Origin of the sequence: Microbacterium sp. Marseille-Q6648 (genome assembly GCF_943181415.1) — a bacterium.
Taxonomy (GTDB): Bacteria; Actinomycetota; Actinomycetes; order Actinomycetales; family Microbacteriaceae; genus Microbacterium.
In genome coordinates, this window is sequence record NZ_CALPBZ010000005.1 from 342,606 (window position 1) to 367,178 (window position 24,573).

General features: G+C 69.8%; 25 protein-coding genes and 3 tRNA genes. 7 read left to right on the forward strand and 21 right to left on the reverse strand.

Annotation, left to right across the window (positions count from 1 at the left end):
- Nucleotides 1-32: 32 nt before the first annotated feature.
- Complete coding sequence (locus NFR93_RS13725; protein ID WP_251454308.1) at nucleotides 33-248, reverse strand: hypothetical protein; 216 nt, start codon at nucleotides 246-248, stop codon at nucleotides 33-35.
- Nucleotides 249-377: 129 nt separating this feature from the next.
- Here NFR93_RS13725 and NFR93_RS13730 point away from each other — a divergent pair, with 129 nt between their 5' ends.
- On the forward strand, nucleotides 378-1,493 hold the full coding sequence (locus tag NFR93_RS13730) for a DUF4192 family protein (RefSeq protein ID WP_251454311.1): 1,116 nt from the start codon (nucleotides 378-380) through the stop codon (nucleotides 1,491-1,493).
- Here the strand turns inward: NFR93_RS13730 and lysS are convergent.
- The 13 genes from lysS to tilS all read right to left on the reverse strand — a co-directional run bounded on the left by lysS (nucleotide 1,486) and on the right by tilS (nucleotide 13,555).
- Complete coding sequence (lysS, locus tag NFR93_RS13735) at nucleotides 1,486-3,006, reverse strand: lysine--tRNA ligase (protein WP_251454314.1); 1,521 nt, start codon at nucleotides 3,004-3,006, stop codon at nucleotides 1,486-1,488. The two genes, NFR93_RS13730 and lysS, sit on opposite strands and share 8 nt — an antisense overlap.
- A 31-nt stretch (nucleotides 3,007-3,037) precedes the next feature.
- On the reverse strand, nucleotides 3,038-4,033 hold the full coding sequence (locus NFR93_RS13740; RefSeq protein ID WP_251454317.1) for a glycosyltransferase: 996 nt from the start codon (nucleotides 4,031-4,033) through the stop codon (nucleotides 3,038-3,040).
- 19 nt (nucleotides 4,034-4,052) lie between these two features.
- On the reverse strand, nucleotides 4,053-4,760 hold the full coding sequence (locus tag NFR93_RS13745) for a DUF2520 domain-containing protein (protein WP_251454320.1): 708 nt from the start codon (nucleotides 4,758-4,760) through the stop codon (nucleotides 4,053-4,055).
- Nucleotides 4,757-6,382, reverse strand: coding sequence for a PH domain-containing protein (locus NFR93_RS13750; protein ID WP_251454323.1), 1,626 nt, complete (start codon nucleotides 6,380-6,382; stop codon nucleotides 4,757-4,759). Before NFR93_RS13750 ends, NFR93_RS13745 begins: the two co-directional genes overlap by 4 nt.
- Nucleotides 6,379-6,879 (reverse strand): PH domain-containing protein, encoded by a 501-nt coding sequence (locus NFR93_RS13755; protein ID WP_502846305.1) that lies wholly within the window; start codon nucleotides 6,877-6,879, stop codon nucleotides 6,379-6,381. Before NFR93_RS13755 ends, NFR93_RS13750 begins: the two co-directional genes overlap by 4 nt.
- Nucleotides 6,880-7,048: 169 nt before the next feature.
- Nucleotides 7,049-7,543 (reverse strand): DUF3180 domain-containing protein, encoded by a 495-nt coding sequence (locus NFR93_RS13760; RefSeq protein ID WP_251454324.1) that lies wholly within the window; start codon nucleotides 7,541-7,543, stop codon nucleotides 7,049-7,051.
- A complete protein-coding gene (gene folK / locus NFR93_RS13765) occupies nucleotides 7,540-8,073 on the reverse strand; it encodes a 2-amino-4-hydroxy-6-hydroxymethyldihydropteridine diphosphokinase (RefSeq protein ID WP_251454327.1) in 534 nt (177 codons plus the stop codon). The genes NFR93_RS13760 and folK overlap by 4 nt, the downstream gene beginning before the upstream one ends.
- Nucleotides 8,070-8,441 carry a dihydroneopterin aldolase gene (gene folB, locus NFR93_RS13770; RefSeq protein ID WP_251454330.1) on the reverse strand — a complete coding sequence of 124 codons (372 nt, stop codon included), beginning with the start codon at nucleotides 8,439-8,441 and terminating at the stop codon, nucleotides 8,070-8,072. The genes folK and folB overlap by 4 nt, the downstream gene beginning before the upstream one ends.
- Entirely contained in the window at nucleotides 8,417-9,250 is an 834-nt protein-coding gene (folP, locus tag NFR93_RS13775; protein ID WP_251454333.1) for a dihydropteroate synthase, read from the reverse strand. The genes folB and folP overlap by 25 nt, the downstream gene beginning before the upstream one ends.
- Entirely contained in the window at nucleotides 9,247-9,837 is a 591-nt protein-coding gene (gene folE, locus NFR93_RS13780) for a GTP cyclohydrolase I (protein WP_251454336.1), read from the reverse strand. Before folE ends, folP begins: the two co-directional genes overlap by 4 nt.
- A 9-nt stretch (nucleotides 9,838-9,846) precedes the next feature.
- Nucleotides 9,847-11,856 (reverse strand): ATP-dependent zinc metalloprotease FtsH, encoded by a 2,010-nt coding sequence (gene ftsH, locus NFR93_RS13785; protein ID WP_251454602.1) that lies wholly within the window; start codon nucleotides 11,854-11,856, stop codon nucleotides 9,847-9,849.
- A 135-nt stretch (nucleotides 11,857-11,991) separates the two neighbouring features.
- Nucleotides 11,992-12,543, reverse strand: a complete 552-nt coding sequence (hpt, locus tag NFR93_RS13790; RefSeq protein ID WP_251454339.1) for a hypoxanthine phosphoribosyltransferase — start codon at nucleotides 12,541-12,543, stop codon at nucleotides 11,992-11,994.
- A 10-nt stretch (nucleotides 12,544-12,553) separates the two neighbouring features.
- Nucleotides 12,554-13,555, reverse strand: coding sequence for a tRNA lysidine(34) synthetase TilS (gene tilS / locus NFR93_RS13795; protein WP_251454342.1), 1,002 nt, complete (start codon nucleotides 13,553-13,555; stop codon nucleotides 12,554-12,556).
- Nucleotides 13,556-13,886: 331 nt separating this feature from the next.
- On the opposite strand from tilS, the gene ppa reads away from it, so the two are divergent.
- On the forward strand, nucleotides 13,887-14,420 hold the full coding sequence (gene ppa / locus NFR93_RS13800; RefSeq protein ID WP_251454345.1) for an inorganic diphosphatase: 534 nt from the start codon (nucleotides 13,887-13,889) through the stop codon (nucleotides 14,418-14,420).
- A gap of 9 nt (nucleotides 14,421-14,429) precedes the next feature.
- Nucleotides 14,430-15,791, forward strand: a complete 1,362-nt coding sequence (locus NFR93_RS13805) for a DUF2254 domain-containing protein (RefSeq protein ID WP_251454348.1) — start codon at nucleotides 14,430-14,432, stop codon at nucleotides 15,789-15,791.
- Here NFR93_RS13805 and NFR93_RS13810 read toward each other — a convergent pair.
- A complete protein-coding gene (locus NFR93_RS13810) occupies nucleotides 15,788-17,221 on the reverse strand; it encodes a M23 family metallopeptidase (RefSeq protein ID WP_251454351.1) in 1,434 nt (477 codons plus the stop codon). The two genes, NFR93_RS13805 and NFR93_RS13810, sit on opposite strands and share 4 nt — an antisense overlap.
- A gap of 221 nt (nucleotides 17,222-17,442) precedes the next feature.
- On the opposite strand from NFR93_RS13810, the gene NFR93_RS13815 reads away from it, so the two are divergent.
- The 4 genes from NFR93_RS13815 (at nucleotide 17,443) to NFR93_RS13830 (ending at nucleotide 18,534) form a co-directional block, all read left to right on the forward strand.
- Nucleotides 17,443-17,515, forward strand: a tRNA-Glu gene (locus NFR93_RS13815).
- Between the two features lie 28 nt (nucleotides 17,516-17,543).
- Nucleotides 17,544-17,617: transfer RNA gene (locus NFR93_RS13820), tRNA-Asp, on the forward strand.
- 65 nt (nucleotides 17,618-17,682) lie between these two features.
- A tRNA-Phe gene (locus NFR93_RS13825) sits at nucleotides 17,683-17,755 on the forward strand.
- Nucleotides 17,756-18,282: 527 nt separating this feature from the next.
- Complete coding sequence (locus NFR93_RS13830) at nucleotides 18,283-18,534, forward strand: hypothetical protein (RefSeq protein WP_251454354.1); 252 nt, start codon at nucleotides 18,283-18,285, stop codon at nucleotides 18,532-18,534.
- Between the two features lie 57 nt (nucleotides 18,535-18,591).
- On the opposite strand, the gene NFR93_RS13835 is transcribed toward NFR93_RS13830, so the two are convergent.
- The 6 genes from NFR93_RS13835 to NFR93_RS13860 form a co-directional block, all read right to left on the reverse strand.
- Nucleotides 18,592-18,987: a DUF4307 domain-containing protein gene (locus NFR93_RS13835; protein ID WP_251454357.1), complete on the reverse strand. Its 396-nt coding sequence runs from the start codon at nucleotides 18,985-18,987 to the stop codon at nucleotides 18,592-18,594.
- A gap of 46 nt (nucleotides 18,988-19,033) precedes the next feature.
- Nucleotides 19,034-21,031 (reverse strand): bifunctional copper resistance protein CopD/cytochrome c oxidase assembly protein, encoded by a 1,998-nt coding sequence (locus tag NFR93_RS13840; RefSeq protein WP_251454360.1) that lies wholly within the window; start codon nucleotides 21,029-21,031, stop codon nucleotides 19,034-19,036.
- Nucleotides 21,032-21,176: 145 nt separating this feature from the next.
- The gene (locus tag NFR93_RS13845) at nucleotides 21,177-21,860 is read right to left on the reverse strand and encodes a DUF305 domain-containing protein (RefSeq protein WP_251454363.1); all 684 of its coding nucleotides are present in this window, start codon (nucleotides 21,858-21,860) and stop codon (nucleotides 21,177-21,179) included.
- Complete coding sequence (locus NFR93_RS13850) at nucleotides 21,857-22,549, reverse strand: thioredoxin-like domain-containing protein (RefSeq protein WP_251454605.1); 693 nt, start codon at nucleotides 22,547-22,549, stop codon at nucleotides 21,857-21,859. Before NFR93_RS13850 ends, NFR93_RS13845 begins: the two co-directional genes overlap by 4 nt.
- Nucleotides 22,550-22,595: 46 nt before the next feature.
- A complete protein-coding gene (gene ccsB / locus NFR93_RS13855; protein WP_251454365.1) occupies nucleotides 22,596-23,612 on the reverse strand; it encodes a c-type cytochrome biogenesis protein CcsB in 1,017 nt (338 codons plus the stop codon).
- Nucleotides 23,613-23,689: 77 nt separating this feature from the next.
- Entirely contained in the window at nucleotides 23,690-24,568 is an 879-nt protein-coding gene (locus NFR93_RS13860; RefSeq protein WP_251454367.1) for a M23 family metallopeptidase, read from the reverse strand.
- Between the last annotated feature and the right edge of the window lie 5 nt (nucleotides 24,569-24,573).

The window sequence follows — 24,573 nt, forward strand, 5'->3', positions numbered from 1 at the left end:
ACCGGCTGAGCCCAGCGTAGTGTGCGCGGGGGTCAGTTCTCGGAGGTGACCGGGGACGATTCGGATGCCGCTGTCGCCGGTGCGGGCGGAAGACCGCGCTTGGCGCGCTCCTGCGCCTCGATGCGGGCGTAGGCGCGGCGCTCGTTGCGGTCGGCCCGCACGGTGCTGCGCAGCACGTAGAAGAACAGCGCGCTCACGACCACGGTCGGCAGAAGCGACCACAGCACCGCGAGCCAGTATTCATCCACCCCCCAAGTGTACGTGCCGTGCGCTGTCCGGGTCTCAGGCTGCCCTCCCCAAGGGCCGCCGCGCGACCGATCGTCCCCAGCCGGCCCGTACCCTCGATCCGCCGTGCGTGCGCCGACCACAGTCGACGCATGACCACCATCGTCAAGGCCGCGAACGCGGCGGAATTCCTGTCACTCGTCCCGCGCCTGCTGGGCTACCACCCCACCGACAGCCTGGTGCTCGTCCCCTTCGACGGCGCGCGCACGTGCGGCGCCATGCGCTTCGACCTCCCGCGAGACGGCGACGAGATCGAACGCCTCGCGGCGACCTTCCTCGGCCTCGCGTGCAAGATCCCCGACGCGGACGGCATCGCGGTGGTCGCGTTCACCTCGGCGACGTTCGCGGACGGCATCCCGCACGCCGGGCTGGTGCGGGCGATCGAGACCCGGGCCGACGCGTGCGGGCTGCGCGTGGTCGACGCGCTCTGCGTCGCCGCCGATGCGTGGGGCTCGTATCTCACCGAGCATGGCGGGGCGCGGCCGCTCGCACAGCTGGGGGATGCCGCGGCCTGGGGCGACTTCCCCGAGCCCGCCGACGACCAGTCCGCCGGCGCGGAACTGCCCGTGATCGACGACGACACCGTCGGACGCGTCGCGGACGCGCTGCGTTCGCTCGGCGACGCGGTCACCCTCCTGTGCGAAACGGGCGCGCGCACGGATCGCCGCATCGACCCGCAGGCGCTCGCGACCGCGTGCGTGCTCGAGGATCTGCCCCGGCTCTTCGAACGGGCGCTCGGCTGGGACCCCCAGGCGCTCGCACCCTATGACGCCGCGGCGATGATCTGGTGTCTCGAGCGCCCGTCGCTGCGCGACATCGCCATGGTGGGGTGGTGCGGTGGTGTCGTCGCCGGCGACGAGGCGCTCGAGGCGCAGCTCAGATGGGAGCAGGGAGCGGAGTACCCCGCGCACCTGGCCATGGTCATGTGGGGCGAAGGCGATCGGCCCGAACCGGAGCGCCTCCAATCGGCGCTCGCGCTTACCCGCACCCTCGCGGCGCTCTGCCCCGAGCCGCGACGAGCGGGCGCGCTGGCGATGTGCGGGTGGCTGTCGTGGGCGCTCGGCAAGTCCACGCACGCCGCGCTCTACGCCGGATGGGCGTGCGAGATCGAGCCCGAGCACGGTCTCGCCGAGATCGTCGCCTCGTTCGTCGGCGCCGGTCACCTGCCCGAGTGGGCGTTCACCCCGGCGCGGGCGAGCGCTACTTGACGAGCGGGAAGAGGATCGTCTCGCGGATGCCGAGACCGGTGATCGCCATCAGCAGGCGGTCGATGCCCATGCCCATGCCGCCCGTCGGGGGCATGCCGTGCTCGAGCGCGCGCAGGAACTCCTCGTCGATGCGCATGGCCTCGACGTCCCCGCGGGCGGCGAGCTTCGCCTGCTCGACGAAGCGCTCGCGCTGGATGACGGGGTCGACGAGCTCGGAGTACCCGGTGGCCAGCTCGAAGCCGCGGACGTAGAGGTCCCACTTCTCGACCACGCCGGGGATCGACCGGTGCTCGCGGACCAGGGGGCTGGTGTCGAGCGGGAAGTCCATGACGAAGGTCGGGCGCACGAGATCGCGCTTGACGAAGTGCTCCCACAGCTCCTCGACGAGCTTGCCGTGGATGGGGTGCGGGGGAAGGTCGACGCCGGCCGACTCGGCGAGCGCGACGAGCTCGTCGAAGGGCGTCTCGGGGGTGATCGTCCGACCGGCGGCCTCCGAGAGCGAGGGGTACATCGACAGGCGGTCCCACTGCCCGCCCAGGTCGTACTCCGTGCCGTCGGCCCACGTGACGGTGGTGGTGCCGGCGACGGCGGTCGCGGCATCCTGGATCAGCTGCTGGGTGAGGTCGGCGATGCCGTTGTAGTCGCTGTAGGCCTCATACGCCTCGAGCATCGCGAACTCGGGGCTGTGGGTGGAGTCGGCGCCTTCGTTGCGGAAGTTGCGGTTGATCTCGAAGACGCGGTCGATGCCGCCGACGACGGCGCGCTTGAGGAAGAGCTCGGGCGCGATCCGGAGGTACAGGTCGGCATCGAAGGCGTTCGAGCGTGTGACGAACGGCCGTGCGGAGGCCCCACCGTGCTGCACCTGCAGCATCGGCGTCTCGACCTCGACGAACCCGCGCTCTGCGAAGGTGCGGCGGAGGCTGGCGTTGACGGCGGAGCGGGCGAGCACCGTCTCGCGAGCCCGGTCGCGCACGATGAGGTCGAGGAAGCGGCTGCGCACCCGGCTCTCCTCGCTGAGTTCGGCGTACATGTTCGGCAGCGGCAGGATCGCCTTGGCGGCGATCCGCCACTCGGCCACCATGATCGACAGCTCGCCCCGGCGACTCGAGATGACCTCGCCCGACACGAACACGTGGTCGCCCAGGTCGACGAGCTCCTTCCACGCCTGCAGCGAGTCCTCGCCGACCGCGGCGAGCGAGACCATGGCCTGGATGCGACTGCCGTCGCCGGCCTGGAGCGTGGCGAAGCACAGCTTGCCGGTGTTGCGGCTGAAGACGATGCGGCCGGCGACGCCCGCGGTCACGCCGGTCTCGGCTCCCGCTTCGAGGTCGCCGAAACGCCGTCGCAGCGCGGGGATGGTGTCGGTGACCGGCACCGCCACCGGGTAGGCACCGCCCGCGGCGTCGGCCCGCTCGTCGATCAGCCGCTCGCGCTTGGCCAGACGGACCGCCTTCTGCTCGAAGACCTCTTCCTCGGTGGGTTCGGTATCGGCGGGCGCGGCGGGATCGGTCATGGGGTGAGCTCCTCGAAAAGTCCGGGCAAGTCTACCGGCGCGGGCTCGTGACCCTTGATGGCAGCAGGTCGCTCGCCAGGGTGCGCATTCCGCCCGCGAAGCGGGCGTACGCGCCGATCCGCGCTTGACCGAACACGGCGCGCAGCCGCCCCCCGGCGCCCCGGGGCATCGCGCGTGCCGTCAAGAACGCTTCGAGCGCCTCGAGCTCCTCTACCCGCGCCGGGTTCCACCCGGCATCGGGGTGCTCTCGAACGCGGCTCAGCACGAGCGTGATGCGCGCGAGATGGCGTCGCACCCGGTCCGCGCGGTCCCGACCTTCGAGATCCTCGGCCGCGGGCCCCTCGGACATCTGGCCGGCGTGTCGTCGATATCGGAGAAGGGGTCGGGGATCCGCCACGATCTCTCCAAGGAGCCTGGCGATGATCGCCAGCCAGGCGTCGGCGAAGAAGTACGGATACGCGCCTTCGCGATCCTCCGGTACGGGCAGTGCGAGCTCGACCACCTCCGAGCGGACCGCCATCGTCCCGTTGCTGATCGTGCCGCCGTGGAGCAGCCGGCGGACGCCTCCGCCCGCCTCAAGGTGCGCGAGCGCGGCGGCGTCGAGCGACACGAGCTCGGACAGCAGCACGCCCGTGTCGAGCTCGTTCTCGTCCATGAGCTCCGCGTCCGAGAACCACAGCGCAGCCGCCGGACGGGTCCGGAAGGCGTCTTCGATCGCCGCGAGCTTTCCGGCCGGCCACACGTCGTCGTGGTCGCACGGGGCGACCACCTCGGCGAGCGTCGCCGCCCGCGCGAGAGCGGCACTCACGTTTCGGGCGAACCCCTGCCGGGTGATGTTGACGATGACCTCTACCGGGAAGGGCGCGTCGCGGGCGAAACGCTCGAGGATGTCGAGCGTTCCGTCTTCGGAGGCATCATCGCTGACGACGAGGACGTCGGGCACGCGCTCCTGGGCGGCGAGGGATTCCAGCTGCCGGCCGAGGTGACGCGCACCGTTGCAGGTGGTCATGGCGACGGCGATGCGCATCTCATCCTCCCGAGGATCGTCAGACCAGGCCCGCGGGGGGCTCCGCGGGCCCGGAAGGCGGGTCGGCCAGTGCGTGGTCGATCGTGGAGTGCACGAGCGCCGATAGGTACAGGCCGGGGCTCGGAACGCCGACCTGGGCGAGGAGCCCTGCGGCCTGCCCGACGATCGATCGCGAGAACTCGGTGGCGGTGGCGATCGCCTCCGCATACGCCGCACGGTCTGCCTCCGCCACGACGACCGGCTCGCACCCGAGCTCGACTGCGAGGGCCTGGGCGATGGGCAGCACGGGCCCGGGTGCCGTGACGGCGGCGAAGGCGTTGGTCAGCTGGCGCAGATCCATCGACGTCCCGGTGAAGGCGATGGCCGGGTGGATGGCGAGCGGGATGGCTCCGCGCGCGACGGCGGGGGCGAGGATGCCGGTGCCGTGGGCCGCATCGGTGTGGAGCACGAGCTGTCCCGGCTGCCACGCGCCCACGTCGGCGAGGCCGGCGATCAGGCCCGCGAGCTCCGCGGAGGGCACGGCCACGATGACGAGCTCGCTGCGACGGGCGACCTCGACGGCGTCGAGCACCGGCACGCCCGGAAGGATCGCCTCGACCCGCTCGGGGTCCGAGCCCGCGGTGACGCCGACCAGGGCATGCCCGGCGCCGGCGAGCGCCGCCGCGATCACCGGCCCGACCCGGCCGGCGCCGATGACGCCGACGCCGAGGCGTCCATCGCGGTTCATGTCGCGCTCTCTTCGGTGGCCCACCATCGGTGGGTCCGATCGCTGCCGGCTGCGCGCACGGCGCCGTCGGCCGCCGCGCCGAAGGCGGCCAGGGCGACGTCGCGATCGACCGCCGCCAGGTCGGTGGTGACCGGCCCCGCGACGACGTTGCCGCGCAGCGACGCCACGCGCAGCATCCGATCGACCGGGCCCTGGTGGACGGCGAGGCTCTGCAGGCGGGCGAGCGGCAGGATGGCCAGCGTCCGCCAGATCGCGCCGCGGCGAAGCAGCAGCGCGTCGGCGGTGAGGCGGAAGCCGTTGCGACGCCACGACAGCGGACGGATCGGCCAGGCTCGTCGGGGCGAGGTCGTGAACGAGTCGGCGGCGCCGGTGCCCCGCACTCCCTCGTGCACGATGAGCGGCCATTCCGTCTCGGGCACGTGCGGCAGGACGAGACGCAGCACCGCCTCGACATCGGCCGTCGTGCCTACCGGCAGCACGGTGGTGAACTGATCGGTGCTGCCGTCCGACGCGCTCCGGCCCGAGAGGCGGTTGATGCGCACGGACCACCAGCCGGCGGGGCGCCAGAGGATCGACTGCGACACCTCGATGGCGTGGATGCGGCCGGGTGGCACGATCTCGGTCACGGTGGTCAGCAGGCCGAACGTGATGCGCACACCGTCCTCGGTGGGCGCGATGGAGTACCGGAGCGACCGGGTGATGGAGCGCACCCAGTAGGCCCCGACGCCGATGATGGCCGGGATGAACCCGAACAGCAGCCACGGGGTGCTGTTCGCCACGCCGATGACGACGGCGACGAGCCCGGCCAGCAGCCACAGCGTGGTCGGACTGAGGACGTGCGAGGCGATGAGGCGCCCGACCGGGATGCGCACGACCGAGGCGGGCTCGGCGACGGGGGCCTCCTCGCCTTCGATGAGACCGGTGATGCCACGGCTCACGGTGTGGCCCAGGGCGGCCACTCCGCGGGATTCGGCCGTCGCGGCATCCACCCCCGCGGCCCCCAGCCGGCGACCGGAGGCCAGGCGGAGGATGTCGGCGCGGATCGTCTCGGCGTTCGCGGTCGAGAGGTACTCGAGCTTGACGTTCGCGTCGGCGCCGGCGCCCACGACCTCGAGCTTGGCCAGCCCCACGAGGCGCGCGATCATCGGCCGGGTCAGGTTGACGCCCTGCACGCGGTCGAGCGGTGCCCGCCGCTGGGTGCGGAAGAGCACGCCGCTTCGCACCTCGACGTCGTCACCGGTGATGCGGAAGGAGTGGAACCGCCACGAGAGGTAGAACAGGCCCACGAGCACGGCGAGGACGACCAGCACGGCGACGAACGCGACGATGTAGAGGTCGTTCTCGATGACGAAGTCGATGGGGTCGTCGCCGTTGAAGTCGGTGAACTCGTCGCCCGACTCGGGGATCAGCCACGGCAGGAATGTCGCGGTCAGGCGGTCGCGCAGGTTCGCGACGATCACGCCGGCCACGACCAGGAGGGTCAGCCCGCCCCGCAGCAGCGGTGTGAGGGGGTGCAGGCGATGCCACTCCCCGTCGCTGAGCGGAGACCGTACGAGCGCGGGCGGCGGGGCCGGCGCCGGCGCGGGCGCTGATTCGGGGGGCGGCGGGGCGACGTCGGTCATAGTCCGGTGCGCCGACTCTCGGCCACCGCCACGAGGTGGTCGCGGAGCGTCTCGGCGGTGCCCTGCGCGAGCCCGGGGATGACGACTCCGGTAGACGCGGCCGCCGTGACGAACTTCAGCTGCGCGATCCCGAATCCGCGGTCGAGCGGGCCGTGCGTGATGTCGACCAGCTGCATGCGCCCGTACGGCACGGCCACCATCCGCTGCCACAGGATGCCGCGGCGGAACACGAGGTCATCGTCGCGCAACTGATAGCCGATGGCGCGGGCCTGGCGCGGCAGGATCGCGAGCGTCCACACCATGATCACCGTCATGACCCCGCCCGGGATCCATGCCCACCACTGCTGCAGCCCCAGGGTGAGGACGAGCATGGCGGCGACGACGAGCAGCAGGAATGAACCCGTCGAGATCAGCTGCACCCGCACGTACTTCGGCGAGATCTGGTGCCAGACACCGTTCTCGAGCACAAGCCGGTGGGGCGAGCGCGGTTCGACCAGCCGCGGGAAGGTGCCGTCGTCCAGCCCGGCCGGCGCGGGAGCGGCGGCCGGGGCGGCGCCGGCGGCGGGGTCGGGGGCGGCGGAGGAAGCCGCGGGCACGTCGCCGGTGTCGATCAGCGCAGGCGGCGACGCGGATTCCGGCGCCGCCGATGCCTCCCGCGCTGCGGGCTCAGTCGTGGGGCTCGGGGGCGATCCCACCGGCTGCGCGTCCGGGCTGTTCGTCATCGTCGTCCTTCCGGATCGTGCAGAGGTGCTCGGCGTAGAGGGCGGCGGCGACGAGGATGCCGCCGGCCGCGGCCGTGCCCACGATCGCCACCATCGAGCCTACCGAGGGCGGCACGGGGCGGGTCAGCAGGAACAGGGCGAGCCCCAGCGCGAGTCCGGCCACGGAGGCCCCGACGATGCTCGACGCCTTCGCCAGCATCGCGACGCGGACCGCGCGGAACGGGTCGATCCGCGCCGGCGCGTCGCCGCGCGCCGCGCGGTGGATCGGATACGCCAGCGCCACGACAGCGCCGCCGAGCGCGATCAGCAGGATCGGCAGCGTCACGGCGGGGGTGAAGGTCGGCCGCCCCGACGCGGTCAGCATCTGGTCGAGCGCGAACCCCACCGCGGTGCCGATGACGGCCGCCACGAGCAGCACGCCGGCGCCCGTGCGCTTCACGAGCGCCCCTCGAGCCGCGCGAGCAGCTCGTCGACGCGGCCCGCGCCGGGGAGGACCGCGTCGGGGTCGACGGCCAGCCACGGCACGAGCACGAACGCCCGCTCCGCGGCCCGCGGGTGCGGCAGGACGAGCCCGGGTCCCGAGCTGCGCGCATCGCCGAAGGCGATCAAGTCGAGGTCGAGCGTGCGGTCTCCCCAGCGCTCCGCGCGCTCGCGCCCATGACGGGCCTCGATCGCGTGCAGGAACCCGAGCAGCACGGACGGTGCGAGGCGGGTGGTGAGCAGGGCGACGGAATTCAGGTAGGCGGGAGCCCCGGCATCCGGCCCGTCGGGCTTCATCGCGACCGATTCGATGGGCTCGGCGGCGACGACCTCGGTGGTCAGGGGCATGCGCGCGAGATCCTGCACGGCGGCGGTTATGGTCGCGCGACGGTCGCCCAGGTTCGCCCCGAGCGCGACGACGGCGTGCCCGGCCGGTAGCCCGTGCACCGTGCCCTCGCGGTCGATGCCGTGCGCGAGCCGGCGGCTCATCGCCCACCCCGCTCGCGGCGGATCGTGACGGCGACATCGCCGAACGCGACGGGGATGGGCGCCTGCGGCTTGTGGACGCCCACCTGCACCGCATCCACCAGGGGATGCTTCAGCACGACGCCGGCGATGCGGGCGGCGAGCGTCTCGAGGAGGTTCACCGGTTCGCCGGCGACCACGGCCGCGACCTGCTCGGCGAGCTCGCCGTAGTGGACCGTGTCGGCGACGTCGTCGGATGCCGCAGCCGGCGTCGTGTCGAGATCGAGCACGAGGTCGACGACGAACTCCTGCCCGTCCCGGCGCTCGTGGTCGTAGACCCCGTGGTGGCCGACGACGGTCAGCCCGGTCAGCGTGATCTGGTCGGTGCCCATCGGCTCTCCCCCTCCCATGCGCGGCGGACCGCCAGCGCGTCGCGCGATGCGCTGATGTCGTGGACGCGCAGGCCCCATGCCCCGGCCTGTGCGGCCAGGACCGTGGTGACGGCGGTGGCGAGATCGCGGCGATCCTCGTCGACCGAGGCGGGGTCGGACGGATCAAGCGTCTCGGCCAGGAACCTCTTGCGGCTCGTCCCGACCAGCACGCGGGGGCCGAGGCGCGTGATGCGCTCGGTCGCGCGCAGCACCGCCCAGTTCTGCTCGCCGCGTTTGCCGAAGCCGATGCCGGGGTCGACGATCACGCGGGCGGGCGGGATGCCGGCGGCTCCGGCGGCGTCGATGCGCGACGCCAGCTCGCCGACCACCTCGCCCGCGACGTCGGCGTACTCGGCCGCCGCGTACATGTCGGCGGAATGCCCCCGCCAGTGCCCGAGGACGATGTCGGCACCGGTGGCCGCGACGACGGACAGCATCTCGGGATCGGCGAGCCCGCCCGAGACGTCGTTGACGATGCGGGCACCCGCGTCGACGGCAGCCCGAGCGGTCGAGGCGTTCATGGTGTCGACGCTCACGACGGCGCCCGCCTCGGCGAGCGCGCGCACCACCGGGAGGATCCGCTCCTGCTCGACGGCGGGCTCGACCCGCTCGGCGCCCGGGCGGGTCGATTCGCCGCCGATGTCGAGGATGTGGGCCCCCGCGCGGCACAGGGCGAGGCCGTGGGCGACGGCGGCGTCGTGATCGAAGAAGCGCCCCCCGTCGCTGAACGAGTCGGGGGTCACGTTGACGATCCCCATGAGAAGGGTCATGGTCGGGGTGCTCCCAGCAAGGCGATGAGTTCGGCGCGGGCGGAGGGTTCGGCCAGTTCGCCCCGCGCGGCGATGGTCACGGTCGAGGCGTCGGACTGGCGGTCGCCGCGCATGGTTACGCACTCGTGCGACGCCTCGAGGACGACGAGCACACCGCGCGTGTCGAGGGCGCTCGCGATCGCGTCGGCTATCTGCTCGCCCAGGCGCTCCTGCACCTGCGGGCGCGAGGCGAGGATGTCGACGACCTTCGGCAGCGCGCCCAGGCCGACGACCTGCTCCCCCGGCAGGTAGGCCAGGTGGGCGGTGCCGCGGAACGGCAGCAGGTGGTGCTCGCACACCGAGCGGAAGCGGATGCCGCGGAGCATCACCGCGCCCGACGGCAGCGTCTCGGGGGCGGGTCCCCGCGTCACCGAGATCGTGCTGGCCAGTGGCGCCCCCGGATCCTCACCGACACCGCCGAAGAAATCGGCGTACGTGTCGGCGACCCGGTCGGGGGTCAACCGCAGGCCCGGACGATCCGGGTCCTCGCCGATCGCCTCGAGCAGCTCTCGCACGAGCGCGGCGACGCGCTGTCGGTCTACGGCCACGGGCCGAGCCTACGCGGTCGCGGGGCGCGCCTGACCGCTCGTGCGGCGCTGGGTCGCGCGCTGCGCGGCGGGCTGCTCCGCTTCGACGGATGCCGCGATCCCCGCGGCCTCCTCGACACGGCGCGGCACATCGACCGGCGGCAGCGTCGAGACCGGACGTTCGTCGCTCGAGAGCCACTGCGGGCGCGGCGGGAGCTTCTTCACGTCTCGGAAGATCTCGGCCAGCTCGAGGTGATCGAGGGTCTCCTTCTCGAGGAGGTTCAGCGCGAGGCGGTCGAGAACCTCGCGGTTGGCGTTGATGACCTCGTACGCCTCGTCGTGGGCCTGCTCGATGAGCGCGCGCACCTGCGAGTCGACCTGCTCCGCGACGCGCTCCGAGAAGTCGCGGCCGTGGCCCATGTCGCGGCCCATGAAGACCTCACCCGAGGACTGCCCGAGCTTGACCGGCCCGACGTCGGTGGTCATGCCGTACTCGGTGACCATCTTCCGGGCGATGCCGGTGGCCTTCTCGATGTCGTTGGAGGCACCGGTGGTGGGGTCGTGGAAGACGATCTCCTCGGCCACCCGGCCGCCCATCGCGTACGCGAGCTGGTCCTGCAGCTCGTTGCGGGTGACGGAGTACTTGTCGTCCAGCGGCAGCACCATCGTGTACCCGAGGGCCTTGCCGCGCGGGAGGATCGTCACCTTCGTGACCGGGTCGGTGTGGTTCATCGCCGCGGCCGCGAGGGCGTGTCCGCCCTCGTGGTAGGCCGTGATGAGCTTCTCTTTGTCCTTCATCACCCGCGTGCGGCGCTGGGGACCCGCCAGCACGCGATCGATCGCCTCGTCGAGCGCGCGGTTGTCGATCAGCTGGGCGTTCGAGCGCGCCGTCAGCAGGGCGGCCTCGTTCAGGACGTTGGCGAGGTCGGCTCCGGTGAACCCCGGGGTCTTGCGGGCGACGACCTCGAGGTCGACCCCGTCCGCGAGGGGCTTGCCTCGGCCGTGCACCTCGAGGATCTTCTTGCGGCCCTTCAGGTCGGGCGCGTCCACCCCGATTTGGCGGTCGAAGCGGCCCGGACGCAGCAGTGCCGGGTCGAGGATGTCGGGGCGGTTGGTCGCCGCGATCACGATCACGTTGACCTTGGGGTCGAACCCGTCCATCTCGACGAGCATCTGGTTCAGCGTCTGCTCGCGCTCGTCGTGGCCGCCGCCCATGCCGGCGCCGCGGTGGCGGCCGACGGCGTCGATCTCGTCGATGAAGATGATGGCGGGCGAGCTCTCCTTGGCCTGGTTGAACAGGTCACGGACGCGGCTCGCGCCGACGCCGACGAACATCTCCACGAAGTCCGAGCCCGAGATCGAGTAAAACGGCACGCCGGCCTCGCCGGCGACGGCGCGCGCGAGGAGGGTCTTGCCCGTTCCGGGAGGGCCGTACAGCAGCACGCCCTTGGGGATGCGGGCGCCGACGGCCTGGAACTTCGACGGGTCCTTCAGGAAGTCCTTGATCTCTTCGAGCTCTTCGATCGCCTCGTCCGAGCCGGCCACGTCCTGGAAGGTGACCTGCGGCATCTCCTTCGTCACGAGCTTGGCCCGCGACTTGCCGAACTGCATGACCTTCGAACCGCCGCCCTGCACGTTCGAGAGCAGGAACCAGAAGAGCAGACCGAGCAGCAGGATCGGGATCATCAGCGACAGGAACCCGTCGAACCACGTCGCGCGCGGCACGGCGTCGTTGAAGCCGTCCTCGGGATCGGCGGCGTTGATCGCCTCGACGACCTCGTCGGCGCGCGCGGTCACGTAGTAGAACTGCACCTCGGTGGAGCCCTCGAAGGGCTCGGCGAGCGTCATGTCGACGCGCTGGTCACCGTCGGTGGTGAGGACCTCGGTCACCGCACCGCGATCGAGCAGCTCGAGACCCTGCTGGGTGGAGATCTGCTTGGCCCCGTTGAGGCTCGAGATGAGCGTGAAGCCCACGATCAGGAACACCGCGATCAGCAGCACGTAGAGAAGCGGATTGCGCGTGATCTTCTTGAAGTCCATGGTGCGGGCGATGCCCGATCCCTTCGTCGACAGCCGTCGCGGGCGGGATGCCCCGGCGACAGTGGGTTTCAGGGTATCGCGGGTCACCTAGGGGTCATCTGTGCATTCGCCGACGGCGTACACCGCGGCATCCGCTCACGAATAGACGTGCGGGGCGAGCACGGCGACATCGCGCAGATTGCGGTACCGCTCGTCGTAGTCGAGGCCGTAGCCGACGACGAAGTCGGTGGGGATGTCGAAACCGACGTACTTGCACTCCACGTGCACCTTGGCCGCCTCGGGCTTGCGCAGCAGCGCGAAGACCTCGATCGACGCGGCGCCGCGCGAGGCGAAGTTGTCGAGCAGCCAGCTGAGGGTGAGGCCGGAGTCGATGATGTCCTCGACGATGAGGACGTGCTTGCCGGTGAGGTCGGTGTCGAGGTCCTTGCGGATCTGGACGACGCCGCTGGACTTCGTCCCCGCCCCGTACGACGACACCGCCATCCAGTCCATGGGCACGAGGGTCGGGAGGGCCCGCGCGAAGTCGGCCATCACCATGACGGCGCCCTTGAGGACCCCGACCAGCAGCAGGTCCTTGCCCTCGTAGTCCGTCGCCACCCGCGCGGCGATCTCGTCGAGCTTCGCCAGGATCTGCTCCTCGGTCACGAGGACGTCGTTCAGGTCGCTTTCGATGTCGGTCGCGCGCATGGCTTCGAGTCTAGGAGTCGGCGGCGGCGAACTCGATGCGTCCGCCGATGCGCCGGGCGCGGCATCCGGGCAGGTCGATCGGCCCCTGCCCCGACCAGTCCGTGACCAGGCGGGCGACCTCGAGGGTCTGGGTGCGCGAGAGGTACTGGTGGAACTCGCTGGCGACGACGTGGCGGATGATGCGGTGTCGCAGCGCCGCCGGGTTGGCCGCCAGGGCCGCTGCGGACACCGAGATGCCCGCCTCGGCGTGCTCGACGATGTCCTCGATCGTCTCGTCGATCATCTCGTCGAACGCCTCGGCGTCCTCGCGCAGCTGCGCGGCCGTGCGGGCCAGGGCCTCGGCGACGCCGGGGCCGAGCTCGTCCTCGAGGACGGGCAGCACGGTGCGGCGGACGCGCACCCGGGCGAAGGCGGGGTCGAGGTTATGCGGGTCGTCCCAGGGGTCTAGACCCCCGGCCGCGCAGGCGGCTCGCGTCGTGGTGCGGCGGACCTCGAGCAGCGGACGCAGCAGCGGGATGCCGTCGAGGTCGGAGCGGGGCGCCATGCCCTGCAGGCTCGCCGCACCCGAGCCCCGGGCGAGGCCCAGCAGCACCGTCTCGGCCTGGTCGTCGAGGGTGTGGCCCGTGAGGATCGCCGCTGCGTCGAGGTCGTGCGCCACGGCGGCGAGCGCGGCGTAGCGGGCGGTGCGGGCGGCGGCCTCGGGGCCCCCGGCCGAACCGACGTCGACGCGGACGACACGGGCATCGAGCCCGAGGGCACGGGCCTGAGCGGCAGCCGTGGCGGCGACCTCGGCCGATCCGGGCTGCAGGCCGTGGTCGACCGTCACCGCCGCGGCGGCGAGCTGCCGCTTGGGCGCTTCGAACGCGACGGCCGCGGCGAGCGCGAGCGAGTCGGGCCCGCCCGACAGCGCGACGAGGATGCGGCCGCCGGGCTCGAGGGGCTGCAGCGCGGCGCGGACGGCTCGGCGCACCTCGGCGCCGGCGGGGCGCAGGCCCGGGCGGTGGTCGGTCACCCTGCCACGGTACCGGCGGCGCGGGCGGGTCGCCCGGGGTCCGGCGGGTCGCCCGGCGGAGCGGGCGAGTAACCGGCGGCGCGGACGGGTCGCCCGGGGGTTGCGGCGGGTCGCCCGGCGGAGCGGGCGAGTAACCGGCGGCGCGGACGGGTCGCCCGGGGGTTGCGGCGGGTCGCCCGGCGGATCACAACTCCTGCACCCGGGCGCGGGCGCGCGGCGTTCTTCCGCGTGATTCCGCGGCGGGCGACGGCAGGCCCCGCGAGAACTGCAGGAGTTATGCGCCCGCACTAGGCTTGTCGCGGCACCCCACCGTCTTCGAAGGAGCACCAGTATGGGCGCGTACGACGCCGTCATCGAGATCCCCCGCGGCAGCCGCATCAAGTACGAGGTCGATCACGGTACCGGCCGCGTCTTCCTCGACCGCATCCTGTACACGCCGATGGGCTACCCGAGCAACTACGGCTTCTTCGAGAACACCCTCGGCGAGGACGGCGACCCGCTCGACGTGCTCGTGCTCCTGGACCACGACCTCGCGCCCGGCATCCTGGCGAAGGTCCGCCCGGTCGGCGTGCTGAAGATGACCGACGAGGCCGGCGGCGACGACAAGGTCGTCGCGGTGCTGGCGAAGGACCCGCGCTGGGCGCACATCCAGGACGTCACGGATCTGTCGGAGTTCACCAAGAACGAGATCAACCACTTCTTCGAGCACTACAAGGACCTCGAGCCCGGCAAGTGGGTCAAGGTCGACGAGTGGGCCGGTGCCGACGAGGCGGAGCGTCTCGTGACCGAGGCGTTCGAGCGCTTCGAGCAGCACGAGGGCGAGACGCGCACGCAGGGCGAGGGCGAAGCGCCCAACACGCTGTAGCCTCCGACCATGACCCGGCAGGGGGCGGTACGTCGGCGACTGGCCTCGGCGCGCGAGGCCGTCGCCTCACGGCTCTGGCCGGTGCCGCTGGCCGCCGTCGTCCTGGCCGTCATCCTCGGCATCGCACTCCCCCTCGTGGACCGCGCCGTCGACGACGACCTTCCGGCGTCGGTGGCGGATCTCGTCTTCTCGGGCGGGGTGGATGCCGCACGCGCGGTCCTGTCGGCTATCGCGGGCTCGCTCATCACGGCGGCGTCGCTGACCTTCTCGCTCACCGTCGTGGCGCTGCAGCTCGCCAGCAGTCAGGCGTCGCCGCGGCTGTTGCGGATGTTCTCGTCCGACGGGATGGTCCACGCCACGCTCGCGCTGTTCCTCGGAACCTTCGCGTACGCGCTGACGGTCCTCCGCACCGTCGAGGACGCGACGGAGGATGCCGAGGAGTTCGTGCCGCGCCTGGCGGTGACGGCGGCCTCGCTGCTCACGCTCGCGAGCGTGGTGGTGCTCACCTTCTTCCTGGCGCACCTCGCCCGGCAGCTGCGGGTCGAGACGATGATGCGCGACGTCCACCGCGAGGCGTCCCGGACGATCGCGCTCCAGGCCGACGCCGAACCGGGCGTCGCCGTCCCGGCGTCGGCGGCGGGAGCCGCGTCGATACCGGCACGACCGGCAGACGCGCGGCGGGTCATGGCGCCGACATCCGGATTCCTGACCGGGGTGGACCGCGCCGAGCTGGTGCGCCTGGCCACTGAAGCGGACATCGTGGTGCGTGAGCTGCGCACCATCGGCAGCGCCGTGGTCGAGGGCACGCCGCTGGTGGAGTGGTGGCCGGTTTCGGCCGCCTCGGCGGATCGAGACGGGATCGAGGAGCGCATCTCGGCAGCCTTCGCCGCGGCGTACGAGCGGACCGCGAACCAGGACGTCGGCTTCGGTCTGCGCCAGCTCGCCGACATCGCCGCGAAGGCGCTCTCGCCCGGCGTGAACGACCCGACCACCGCCGTGCACGCGCTCGGACACATCGCCTCACTGCTCGGCGACCTCGCCGACGGCGAGCGTCCCGCGCTCGGCTACGCGGATCAGCGCGGTGCGGTGCGACTCATCCCGGCTGCGGACGACTTCGGCGCGCTGGTCGAGATCGGGGTGCAGCAGGTCCGTCGCTACGGAGCCGGGGATCCGGATGTCGTGAGTCGTCTGTTCGGCGTCATCGAGGACGTGGCGTGGCGGGTGCGTCATCCCGAGCATCGGGCGGTGCTTCGCAGTCAGCTCGAGCGGCTGGAGCGGTCGGTCGCCGACGCGGACTACGACGAGCACGAACGGGCAAGGTTCGCGCGCGACGCGGAGAGCGCGCGCACGGCGCTCGATGCGACGCTCTAGAGGCTGACGCCCCGGGCCGACATGAACGGCGACGGGTTGGTGGGCCGGCCCCACTCGTACACCTCGAAGTGCAGGTGGCATCCGAAGGAGTTTCCGGTACGGCCTTCGCTGGCGATCAGCTGACCGGCGCCGACGCGCTGGCCGTACCCGACGAAGATGCCGCCGTCGCGGATGTGGGCGTAGCCGGTGGCCAGCCCGTTGCCGTGGTCGATCTTGATGTAGTTGCCGTAGCCGCCGTTGTAGCCGGCGTACACGACGGTGCCGCCCGCGGCGGCGTAGATGCCGGCGCCGCAGCCGGCGGCGAGGTCGACGCCGAGGTGCCACGTGCTCGAGCAGTAGCTCGACGTGCACTGGCCCGAGCGAGGGCCGTAGCCCGACGAGAAGTAGCCGGACGAGGGCCGCGCCCAGCCGGACCCGGCGACGGAACCGCCGTTGCCGCCGCTGGAACCGCCACCGCCGCCGCCGGACGATCCGCCCCCACCACCGCCACCGCCGGCGGCCGCAGCCGCGGCAGCCGCCGCCGCGGCGGCACGTTCGCGGGCGAGGCGCTCGGCTTCTTCACGAGCGCGACGCGCGGCTTCTTCGCGAGCGCGACGAGCCGCCTCTTCGCGCACGCGGACGCCCTCCTGGTAGTCCGCGATGGTCTTCGACGTGGTGTCCTTCAGCGCGGCCAGCTGCGCCTCGAGGGTGCCGAGGAACTGGGTCTGGCGCTCGAGCGCGGCCTCGGCCTCTTCGGCGGCCTTCCGCGCGGCGGCCATCTTCTCTTCGGCGACCTGCTGCAGTCGGTCGCGCTCGTCCCGCGCGACGACGGCCTGATCGGTGAGGCTCTGGGCGGTGTCGCGGGCGGTGACCGCCTCTGCGTAGATGTCGTTGTTGCGGGCGATGAGACGGTCCATCGTGCCCAGGCGTGCGAGCAGGTCGTCGGCCGACGCCGCGGAACCCGCGAAGAACAGCTCGAGCGACGTGTCATCGCCGCCGTTGCGATAGAGCTGCGCGGCGACACGGCCGGCCTTGTTGGCCGACTCCAGCGCCAGGGCGGCCTGGTCATCGGCCTGCACCTGCAACTGGTCGGCGCGATACGAGGCGTCGAAGAACTCCTGCTGAGCCACGTAGAACTCGTCGGCGGCCTTCTTCGCCGCCGCCTGCTTGGCCGCGACGTCCGCCTTGAGGGACTCGATGAGTCCCTGGATCCTCGAGATCTCGCCGGCCTTGGCCGCCTCGTTCTTCCGCGCCCGCTGGACGTCGTCCCACGTGGGGTAGTCCGCGGCGAACGCGGCCGGGAGCAGGGGAGTCGCGATGGCGCCGATGACGGCGGCGCCGAGGATGCCGAGGCCGAGCGCGCTGCGCCGGGACATGGTCGGCAACCTGAGTCGCTGGGGGCCGTCGGCGGGCGCGCAGCCGCAGTCGTCGAGGTCGTGCCATGAGCTCACAGACCCCTCCTTCCGCGCGACAATGTGTTTCACATTAGCAACACGAGTCACATCCGCAACCCTGCGGCGCGCATACGAAGGCGCCCCAGACGCTCTTCGCGTGTGGGCACGTTACCGCGATGCCCCCCTGCGCACCAGGGGGACGCGCGCTCGATTGGCGAATCGCGGAATGATCTCGTATGCTTGAGCGTCGGCAAGCGAGAGCCCACCGGGTTCATCTCGGCCCCATCGTTTAGCGGCCTAGGACGCCGCCCTTTCACGGCGGTAGCACGGGTTCGAATCCCGTTGGGGTCACTCTTGCCGGACACAACTGAATATGCATGGCCCTGTAGCGCAGTTGGTTAGCGTGCCGCCCTGTCACGGCGGAGGTCGCGGGTTCAAGTCCCGTCAGGGTCGCTCCGAGCGACAAGCCCTTCTCGGAGGGCTTTTCGTTTAGGACGCGGCATCCGCGGATGTTGCGCGGCTCTGTAGCTCAGTTGGTAGAGCGCACGACTGAAAATCGTGAGGTCACGGGATCGACGCCCGTCGGAGCCACTGGCCCTTCTTCAGGCTTCTACTGGAGGAGGGCCTTTTATTTTGCCCGGTCAGGGGCTACAACCGCCTCCCGTCATGCACGCCGAACGAGATGAAACGCCCAGATCGGATGTCACTGGCGACCGCCCGAGAGGCGTCTGGGCCGGTCTGGGGCCGGTTACTGGATCAATTCCGGAGATCGACTGGGATTGTCGCAAACTCTCCATCGACGTTGACTGGCGACAACATGTCAGTCTGACTTGCCCGTCAGACTCAGCCTCTCGCGCGCTCAAAGATCGTCGTCCCGCCTAGCGCTGTCAAGCAGTTGCGCGCTAGTGGTCACGCCGGGAGGCAACTTGCGGGAGTTTGACCGACATCCGCTTCACGCTTCCGACGGGAGACCTCCCCGCACGCGTTGGAGGAGAAGCTGCGCACTCGGCGACGAACAGGGCGAACAGGGCGAACAGGGCGAACAGATGGCGCCTACCGCGGGACGCACCTGACTGACAACATTCCGGGTATCGCGCGTTTCCTGCTTGTATTCTCGGATGATCTTCTCCAGTGAATGGATTGTCGTGTCTTCTGCTGTCAAACGTCCGGCCGAGCGCGAACTTTGGTCATCCACCCGATTCGTCCTTTGGGCTTTTTCGTTTAACGCATTGTGTCTGGTGGTGCTACTGGCGAATCTGCTCACCGGCAACGCCTGGTGGAAGGTTGCTGTGCCGATCGCTGTCGTTTGCCTTGTTTTGGGGGGACTGGCGGGCTTCCTAGCCAGACGACGGCGGCTCAAAGAGCGATAGAAGCGAACCCAGGCTCCTTAGCGCTGTCACCCTGTTGGGTTGGCTTTTTGGAGGCGGCTATCTGGCCCAGCATGAGTGGACTGTGCCGGTCGTGGCCTGGGCGACAGTCGGAATAGTTTCCAGAAGCGCTCGCGTCACCGTCTCCGAGGCGGGGTATTCCACGACTCGCCAACCCACGACGCCGAAGTCTTCGTCCAGGGCTTTGATGGCGCAGGCGAAGGCTGTGTTCGTAGGTGGGGTGACTTGGAACGACACGGTCACAGTGCGTGCGTCGACCAGCTCGAAACCGGTCTCGTCGTATCCGACATCGTCAGCGGAGTTCGAGACGGTCAACCATGAGAGCGCCACGACGGCCGCGGCGGCCGCAACCGTGAGGATGATCCACCACGCGCGGCGGCGGGCGGGGTGCGAAGCGCGGCCGTAGCGTTCGTCGAGCTGTTCCTTTGTTGTCATGCGGCGCCTCCTGCGCGGATCTCGATAGATCCTTTCGATGAGGCGATCATTTGCGGTCGCGAGTGTCGCGCACGGCGAGCTCGCGCAGGCGTGCGTTGTACGTATCCAGTTCGGCTTCGCCGGTGCGGTCAGCGTGCCGGTCGCGGCGCTTCGTCTCGCGTGCGTCGCTACGGCTCCACTGGATCGCGACGGTGATCGCGAGGACGAGGGTCGGGATCTCGCCGATCGACCAGGCGATGCCGCCGCCGATGTACTGATCTTCCAGCGGTGTGGCTCCCCAGGTGCGGCCCATCGCTCCGAACCACTCGGCGACCATCAGCCCCGATTGCATCATGATGGCGATGCCGAAGAAGGCGTGCATCGCCATTATTCCGATCAGCAGCAGTAGCCGGCCGGGGTATGGCAGCCGCCACGGCACCGGGTCTATGCCGATCAATGATTGGACGAACAGGTAGCCGGTGATGAGGAAGTGGGCGATCATCCATTGGTGGCCGAGGTGGTCGTACAGCGACCAACGGAACAGGTCGGTGTAATAGAAGATCCACAGCGACCCGATGAACAGGCCGGCCGCGACAAATGGGTTCGTCAACAGGCGCGCGACTGGGGAGTGCACGGCCCACAGGATCCACTCACGGCCGCCGCGGGTGCCGTCGTCACGCTTGCGGATCGCTCGGGCGGCGAGCGTCACCGGAGCTCCAGCCACCAGCAACACCGGGATCGCCATCGTGAGCAGCATGTGCCCAACCATGTGCATGCTGAACAGGTAATCCTGGTAGACGTTGATTACACCACCGGTGACCCACACCAGCAGTACCATCCCCGCGACCCACACGATCGTGCGGTGGACTGGCCACGCATCGCCACGGCGCCGCAACCGCCACACCCCGGCGAGGTAGAAGAAGACCGCGAAGCCAGCGACCACCGCCCACAACAGGTCAACGTTCCATGCGGTGACCCACCGTTCGATTGTGAGCTCCGGGGGCAACGGTGCACCGGTGAGGCGTTCTGCCGGTGACGGGATCTCGGGAAGTGGGGCTGGGTTCGGAGGCGGGGTGCGCGCCAACGCTGCCGCGGCGCCGCTGGCCACACCCATCAGCGCTAGCTCGAAGGCGATCAGTGTCCAGAAGACGCGGGATGCCGCACCGGAGTCGCGCATCCTGCCGATCAGGCGAGCGCGATACCACACCCCGAAGAGTCCGAGCCCGATGAGCGCGAGGACCTTGACGCCCAAGATCGCGCCATAGGGAGAAAGCAACGCAGACCACTCCTGCAGTCCGATAGCCGCACGGACCGTGCCGGACACCGCGACGAGCACGAACGCGACCAGAGCAATGCTCGAGTACCGGGCGACGACATCCGGGATGCGGCGCCGATCAAGGACCGGACGGATCGCGACAAGCAAGAGCAGCCCGCCGAGCCACACCGCGGCGCCGATGATATGCAGAATGAGCGCCATCATCGCCTCGTGGTGGAAGGCATCGTCGCCGGAGTGTCCCTGCGTCCCCATCGGCACGAGCGAGGCCACCGCGAGCAGCGCAACGACGAACGTGCCGACCCAGGATCGTACGGCGAAGGTGAGCACGGTCAGTGCTGCGCCTGCAACCGTCGTGATCAGCCAGGTGCGGCCCACCTCAAGCTCAACGAGGAACCGACCGAGCTGCGCACCGAACTGCGGTCCTGCGTCGAGCGCGGGGTTGAACACGCTTAGAAACGTGAGGAATCCGGTTGCGCCCGCCGCGACGGTGAACACGGCGGCGGAAATCGAGGCGGTGTCAAGGGCGACGTCGAACTGGCGCTCACCGGCGCGGAGCGTGAAAAGCGCGGTCACGAGAACGCCGACCATACCCGCGGCAGCGAGATTCACCAACAGCTTTGCGACGGGAAGCCCCCAGCGTGCGATCGGGCCGGCGTCGTCCAATGACAGCTCCGCGGCACCGCCGCCGAACCCCAACGCCCAGACCATGACGACGAGTGCGACCGCGACAAGGATCGTCGGCCCAATAGCCCGCAGTCTTCGGTACTTTACATCTGTGGTGGGCGGCATCAGTTGTCCCTCGCGTGCACAGGATTACCGCGCGCTCGCCTGCACGGTTCTTTGGGTGTCAGGGTCACGGGGATTCTTTCGTTTGGATCATGCGCAGCCAGGCGGAGCGGTCGCTACACCAGCCGCGGGTGAGCGATATCGTGTGCTATTCGCAGTCGATTCGCGCCTGCATTAACTTCATCGCGTCGATTTCGGCGGTCTGTCCGTTCTTGATATTTTCTGCGACGGTCAGGGCACGCGAATCTGAGCCGAGTTGGATGAGCGCCTCGGCCATCGGGATGGCGCCTTCGTGGTGGCGAATGAGCAGCCCGAGGAAGAGGCAATCGGCTTGCTGCCCTGTCGCGTCCTGCAGAGCGGTGATTTCGTCAGCTGAAGCCATCCCCATTTCAATGCGTGCCTCTTCCTCTGTCATGGCCGCACCGTCAGACATGTCGTGACCGCTTCCGGCCGGAGAGGCATCCATCCACTTCATCATCGGGCTACCCGATTGTGACAGTCCCCACTGCACGAGCCAGTCGTACATCTCGCCGCGCTGGCCCGCCTGCCCGGTGGCGATGTCGTAGGCGAGGATCCTCAGTTCGTCGTCGGCAGTCTTTCGGTATATCTCCATGGCCATCTCGATGGCCTGCGCGTGATGCACCTGCATGTCACGTGAGAAGCCAGCTTCAGGAGAGTCCGCACCAGGAGTACCGGCGCCCTGCGACCCAAAGGTCGAGAAGCGTCCCATGGCGAACGCGAGCACGCCGATCGCGAGCAGGACAAGGATGACGTTCCACCACCGACGCCGTCCTCGAGCTGGGGCCGCATGCATGTTCTCGCTGCGGTTCATTGCTTTCCGGGGGCGTCGTACGCGCCAGTGCAGGCGGCGTTCGGCTCGGGGGCGTTCTGACTGCGCCAGTACTCCTCGAAGAACTCACCTATTCGCTCATCATCGGCCGAGTCAACCTTCAGCTGCTGGTTCCAATTGGACATCACGATCGGCGCCTCCAGACCCTCATAGGGGGAAAGAACGACATAGGTCGAGGGCAACTGGCTCTTGAGCGCTGCTAGTTCATCGCCCGCGACCTGGTCGGGGTTATAGGTGACCCACACGGCGCTGTGCTCCATGGAGTGGACCGCGTTCTCATTCGGCACCGGTTGGTCATAGACGCCGCAGTTCAGCCAGACAGCATTGTGTGGCCCGCCCGCCGGGGGGCTTTGCTCATATTCCACAACACCCTCGACGTGCTCAGCCGTATTCTCGAAGGTCTCGACACCTTCGATAGTGGCCCCCTCACTACCGGCCTCGTACTGTCGTGGAGGTGACGGCGCGAGCACTACTGACGCGACAACGAGGCCAATGATCACCACAGCCGCCGTCGAACCGACGACCCACCAGACCAGTTTGCTCCGACGGCGTTTGGCGAGCTGCTTCTGATACTCGGCTAATTTCTCCTGGCGTTTCTGCTCGCGCTGTTGCTTGACGGTCAACTGACCGTGCTGAGCGTTGTTGGCCGGATTAGACCGATTTGGAGTCATATGCGCGCTTTCGGTTCTTAGGTCGGGCGGATTCACGGAAGAGGACTCAGCTGAGCCCGGAGTAGGCGTGAAGTCCTTTGAAGAACATGTTGACAATCGTGAAGTTGAACAGCACCGCAACGAACCCGATGATGGACAGCCACGCAGATCGGCTGCCCCGCCAGCCCCTTGTCGCGCGGGCGTGGATGTAGCCGGCGTAGAGCACCCAGATCACGAACGTCCACACTTCCTTGGTGTCAAAGCCCCAGTAGCGACCCCAGGAATCGTTCGCCCAGATCGAGCCGGCGATGAGAGTGAATGTCCAAAACACGAATCCCACGATCGCGAACCGGTAGGCGAGTGATTCGAGCGCGTCGGCAGGGGGCAGAGTGCGCAGGAACCCGGGGCCGGAGGGGCGGGCGGTTTCCGAGGATGCTCCGGCGCGGCGTTCACGGCGTGCTTGCAGGAGCTGGGTGATGGAGAGTCCGCATGCGATTGCGAACAGGGCGGTGGCGAGCGAGGCGACGAAGACGTGGATGACCAGCCACACGCTCTTGAGTGGGTCCATCAGCGGGACGACGTCGACGTAGAACGTGATCGTCGCCCCGCCAAGGAGCAGCACCACCATGCCGATGAGGAAAGCGCCCAGGAACCGGAGGTCGAAGCGGCGGAGCACCGCCAGGTACACCGCGACAATCAGCACGGTGCCGGTCAGCGCGAACTCATACATGTTCGCCCACGGCACCCGTTCGGCGGCGATCCCGCGCAGAATGGTGCCAGCGAGGTGGAACAGGAACGCGAGGACCGTCAGGGAAGTCCCGATCCGCGCCCATATCAGCCGCTGTCGCTGCGAGGGAGGCGTGTGCATGCTGTCGAGCGGCTCCGCCGGAGTGGTCTCGGTCTGAGAGTTCGCGGCTGCGGCGGCGCCGACCAGGAGCGGCTCCCGCTGCGGGATGTTGGCGGGGACGGAGCGTTGGGCGAGGTCGATGGTGTAGGCGATGAACGCAAGCAGGTAGGTGGCGATCGCCGTCCACACCAGCAGCAACGAGATGCCGTCGAGGGAGAGCGCGTCGGGTCCGGTCATGGCAGGGTCGTCCTCTTCATCATTGCGGTCACGGGGTGGGGAAGAGCGTGGGGTGGCAGATGCGTGAGGGGCATCGGTCAGCCTGCGTTCGCTTCCAGCCAGGCCAGCGAATCGACGGCGGTTCCGTCGAGGTAGACCTCGAAGTGCAGATGGTTCGCAGTGGAGCGGCCGGTGCTGCCGACGAGACCGACCAGCTGGCCGGCAGAGACCGACTGGCCGGCGGTGACCTGTCGGCTTCCGGTCTGCATGTGCGGGTATACCGTGCTGATCTGCTGCCCGTTCAGAACGGATTCCACCACGACGGTGACGCCGTACGCGTTGTAGCTGTCTTGCGAGATCCGCACGACGCCGTCGACGGACGCGTAGACGGGGGTTCCGCCGGCGGCGACCATGTCGGTACCCATGTGCGCGCCGCCTCGAGCGCCGAACCTGTCGGTCACGGTGAAGGGACCGCCCACCGGCCAGCGCACGGTCCCGCTGCCCGGGCTCACCATGCTGTAGTCGAACGGCACCGAGGCGACGCGGGCCGCGTCGCGGGCGCGGGCTGCGGCTGCTTCTGCCGCCTTCTTCTGGTCGATCTCTGCCTGGGTGGTTGCGGCGTAGCTTTCTCGGGAGAGCTGTCCTGTGGCTGAGTCGGAGGCCACGACGAGGGATTGTGCGTCGTCCGAGGCAACTCGCTGCAGTGTCGAGATCTCTGCGTCTGCCGGCTGCCAGGCAGCGTATGCGGGTAGCGCGGCGGTGGCGACCAGGCCGGTGACCATCGTGAGGACCGCCAGGGACCGCATCGGGCGGAGCGCATTGGACCCGCGGGGAGCGGACTTACCTGCGGTCGTGCGCCGTAGGGGTGGTGGGGGCAGGATGCCGGCATGTGGCAGGGATGCGGTGTGGCGCAGGCTGCGCCTGGTGGGGGCGCTCTGGGGGTGATCGCCGGCTGGTGAGGTGGGCTGGTCAGTCATGATGT

Bases quoted from the DNA above. Each gene is read 5' to 3' on its own strand.
- NFR93_RS13740 (WP_251454317.1), bottom strand. From the start codon at position 4,033: ATGCGCATCGCCGTCGCCATGACCACCTGCAACGGTGCGCGTCACCTC.
- NFR93_RS13830 (WP_251454354.1), top strand. From the start codon at position 18,283: ATGATCTTCTCCAGTGAATGGATTGTCGTGTCTTCTGCTGTCAAACGT.
- NFR93_RS13860 (WP_251454367.1), bottom strand. From the start codon at position 24,568: ATGACTGACCAGCCCACCTCACCAGCCGGCGATCACCCCCAGAGCGCC.
- hpt (WP_251454339.1), bottom strand. From the start codon at position 12,543: ATGCGCGCGACCGACATCGAAAGCGACCTGAACGACGTCCTCGTGACC.
- NFR93_RS13805 (WP_251454348.1), top strand. From the start codon at position 14,430: ATGACCCGGCAGGGGGCGGTACGTCGGCGACTGGCCTCGGCGCGCGAG.
- NFR93_RS13835 (WP_251454357.1), bottom strand. From the start codon at position 18,987: ATGACAACAAAGGAACAGCTCGACGAACGCTACGGCCGCGCTTCGCAC.
- NFR93_RS13845 (WP_251454363.1), bottom strand. From the start codon at position 21,860: ATGAACCGCAGCGAGAACATGCATGCGGCCCCAGCTCGAGGACGGCGT.
- NFR93_RS13730 (WP_251454311.1), top strand. From the start codon at position 378: ATGACCACCATCGTCAAGGCCGCGAACGCGGCGGAATTCCTGTCACTC.
- NFR93_RS13750 (WP_251454323.1), bottom strand. From the start codon at position 6,382: ATGACCGACGTCGCCCCGCCGCCCCCCGAATCAGCGCCCGCGCCGGCG.
- folP (WP_251454333.1), bottom strand. From the start codon at position 9,250: ATGACCCTTCTCATGGGGATCGTCAACGTGACCCCCGACTCGTTCAGC.
- NFR93_RS13840 (WP_251454360.1), bottom strand. From the start codon at position 21,031: ATGCCGCCCACCACAGATGTAAAGTACCGAAGACTGCGGGCTATTGGG.
- NFR93_RS13850 (WP_251454605.1), bottom strand. From the start codon at position 22,549: ATGACTCCAAATCGGTCTAATCCGGCCAACAACGCTCAGCACGGTCAG.
- ftsH (WP_251454602.1), bottom strand. From the start codon at position 11,856: ATGGACTTCAAGAAGATCACGCGCAATCCGCTTCTCTACGTGCTGCTG.
- folK (WP_251454327.1), bottom strand. From the start codon at position 8,073: ATGAGCCGCCGGCTCGCGCACGGCATCGACCGCGAGGGCACGGTGCAC.
- ppa (WP_251454345.1), top strand. From the start codon at position 13,887: ATGGGCGCGTACGACGCCGTCATCGAGATCCCCCGCGGCAGCCGCATC.
- NFR93_RS13745 (WP_251454320.1), bottom strand. From the start codon at position 4,760: ATGAACCGCGATGGACGCCTCGGCGTCGGCGTCATCGGCGCCGGCCGG.
- ccsB (WP_251454365.1), bottom strand. From the start codon at position 23,612: ATGACCGGACCCGACGCGCTCTCCCTCGACGGCATCTCGTTGCTGCTG.
- lysS (WP_251454314.1), bottom strand. From the start codon at position 3,006: ATGACCGATCCCGCCGCGCCCGCCGATACCGAACCCACCGAGGAAGAG.
- folB (WP_251454330.1), bottom strand. From the start codon at position 8,441: ATGGGCACCGACCAGATCACGCTGACCGGGCTGACCGTCGTCGGCCAC.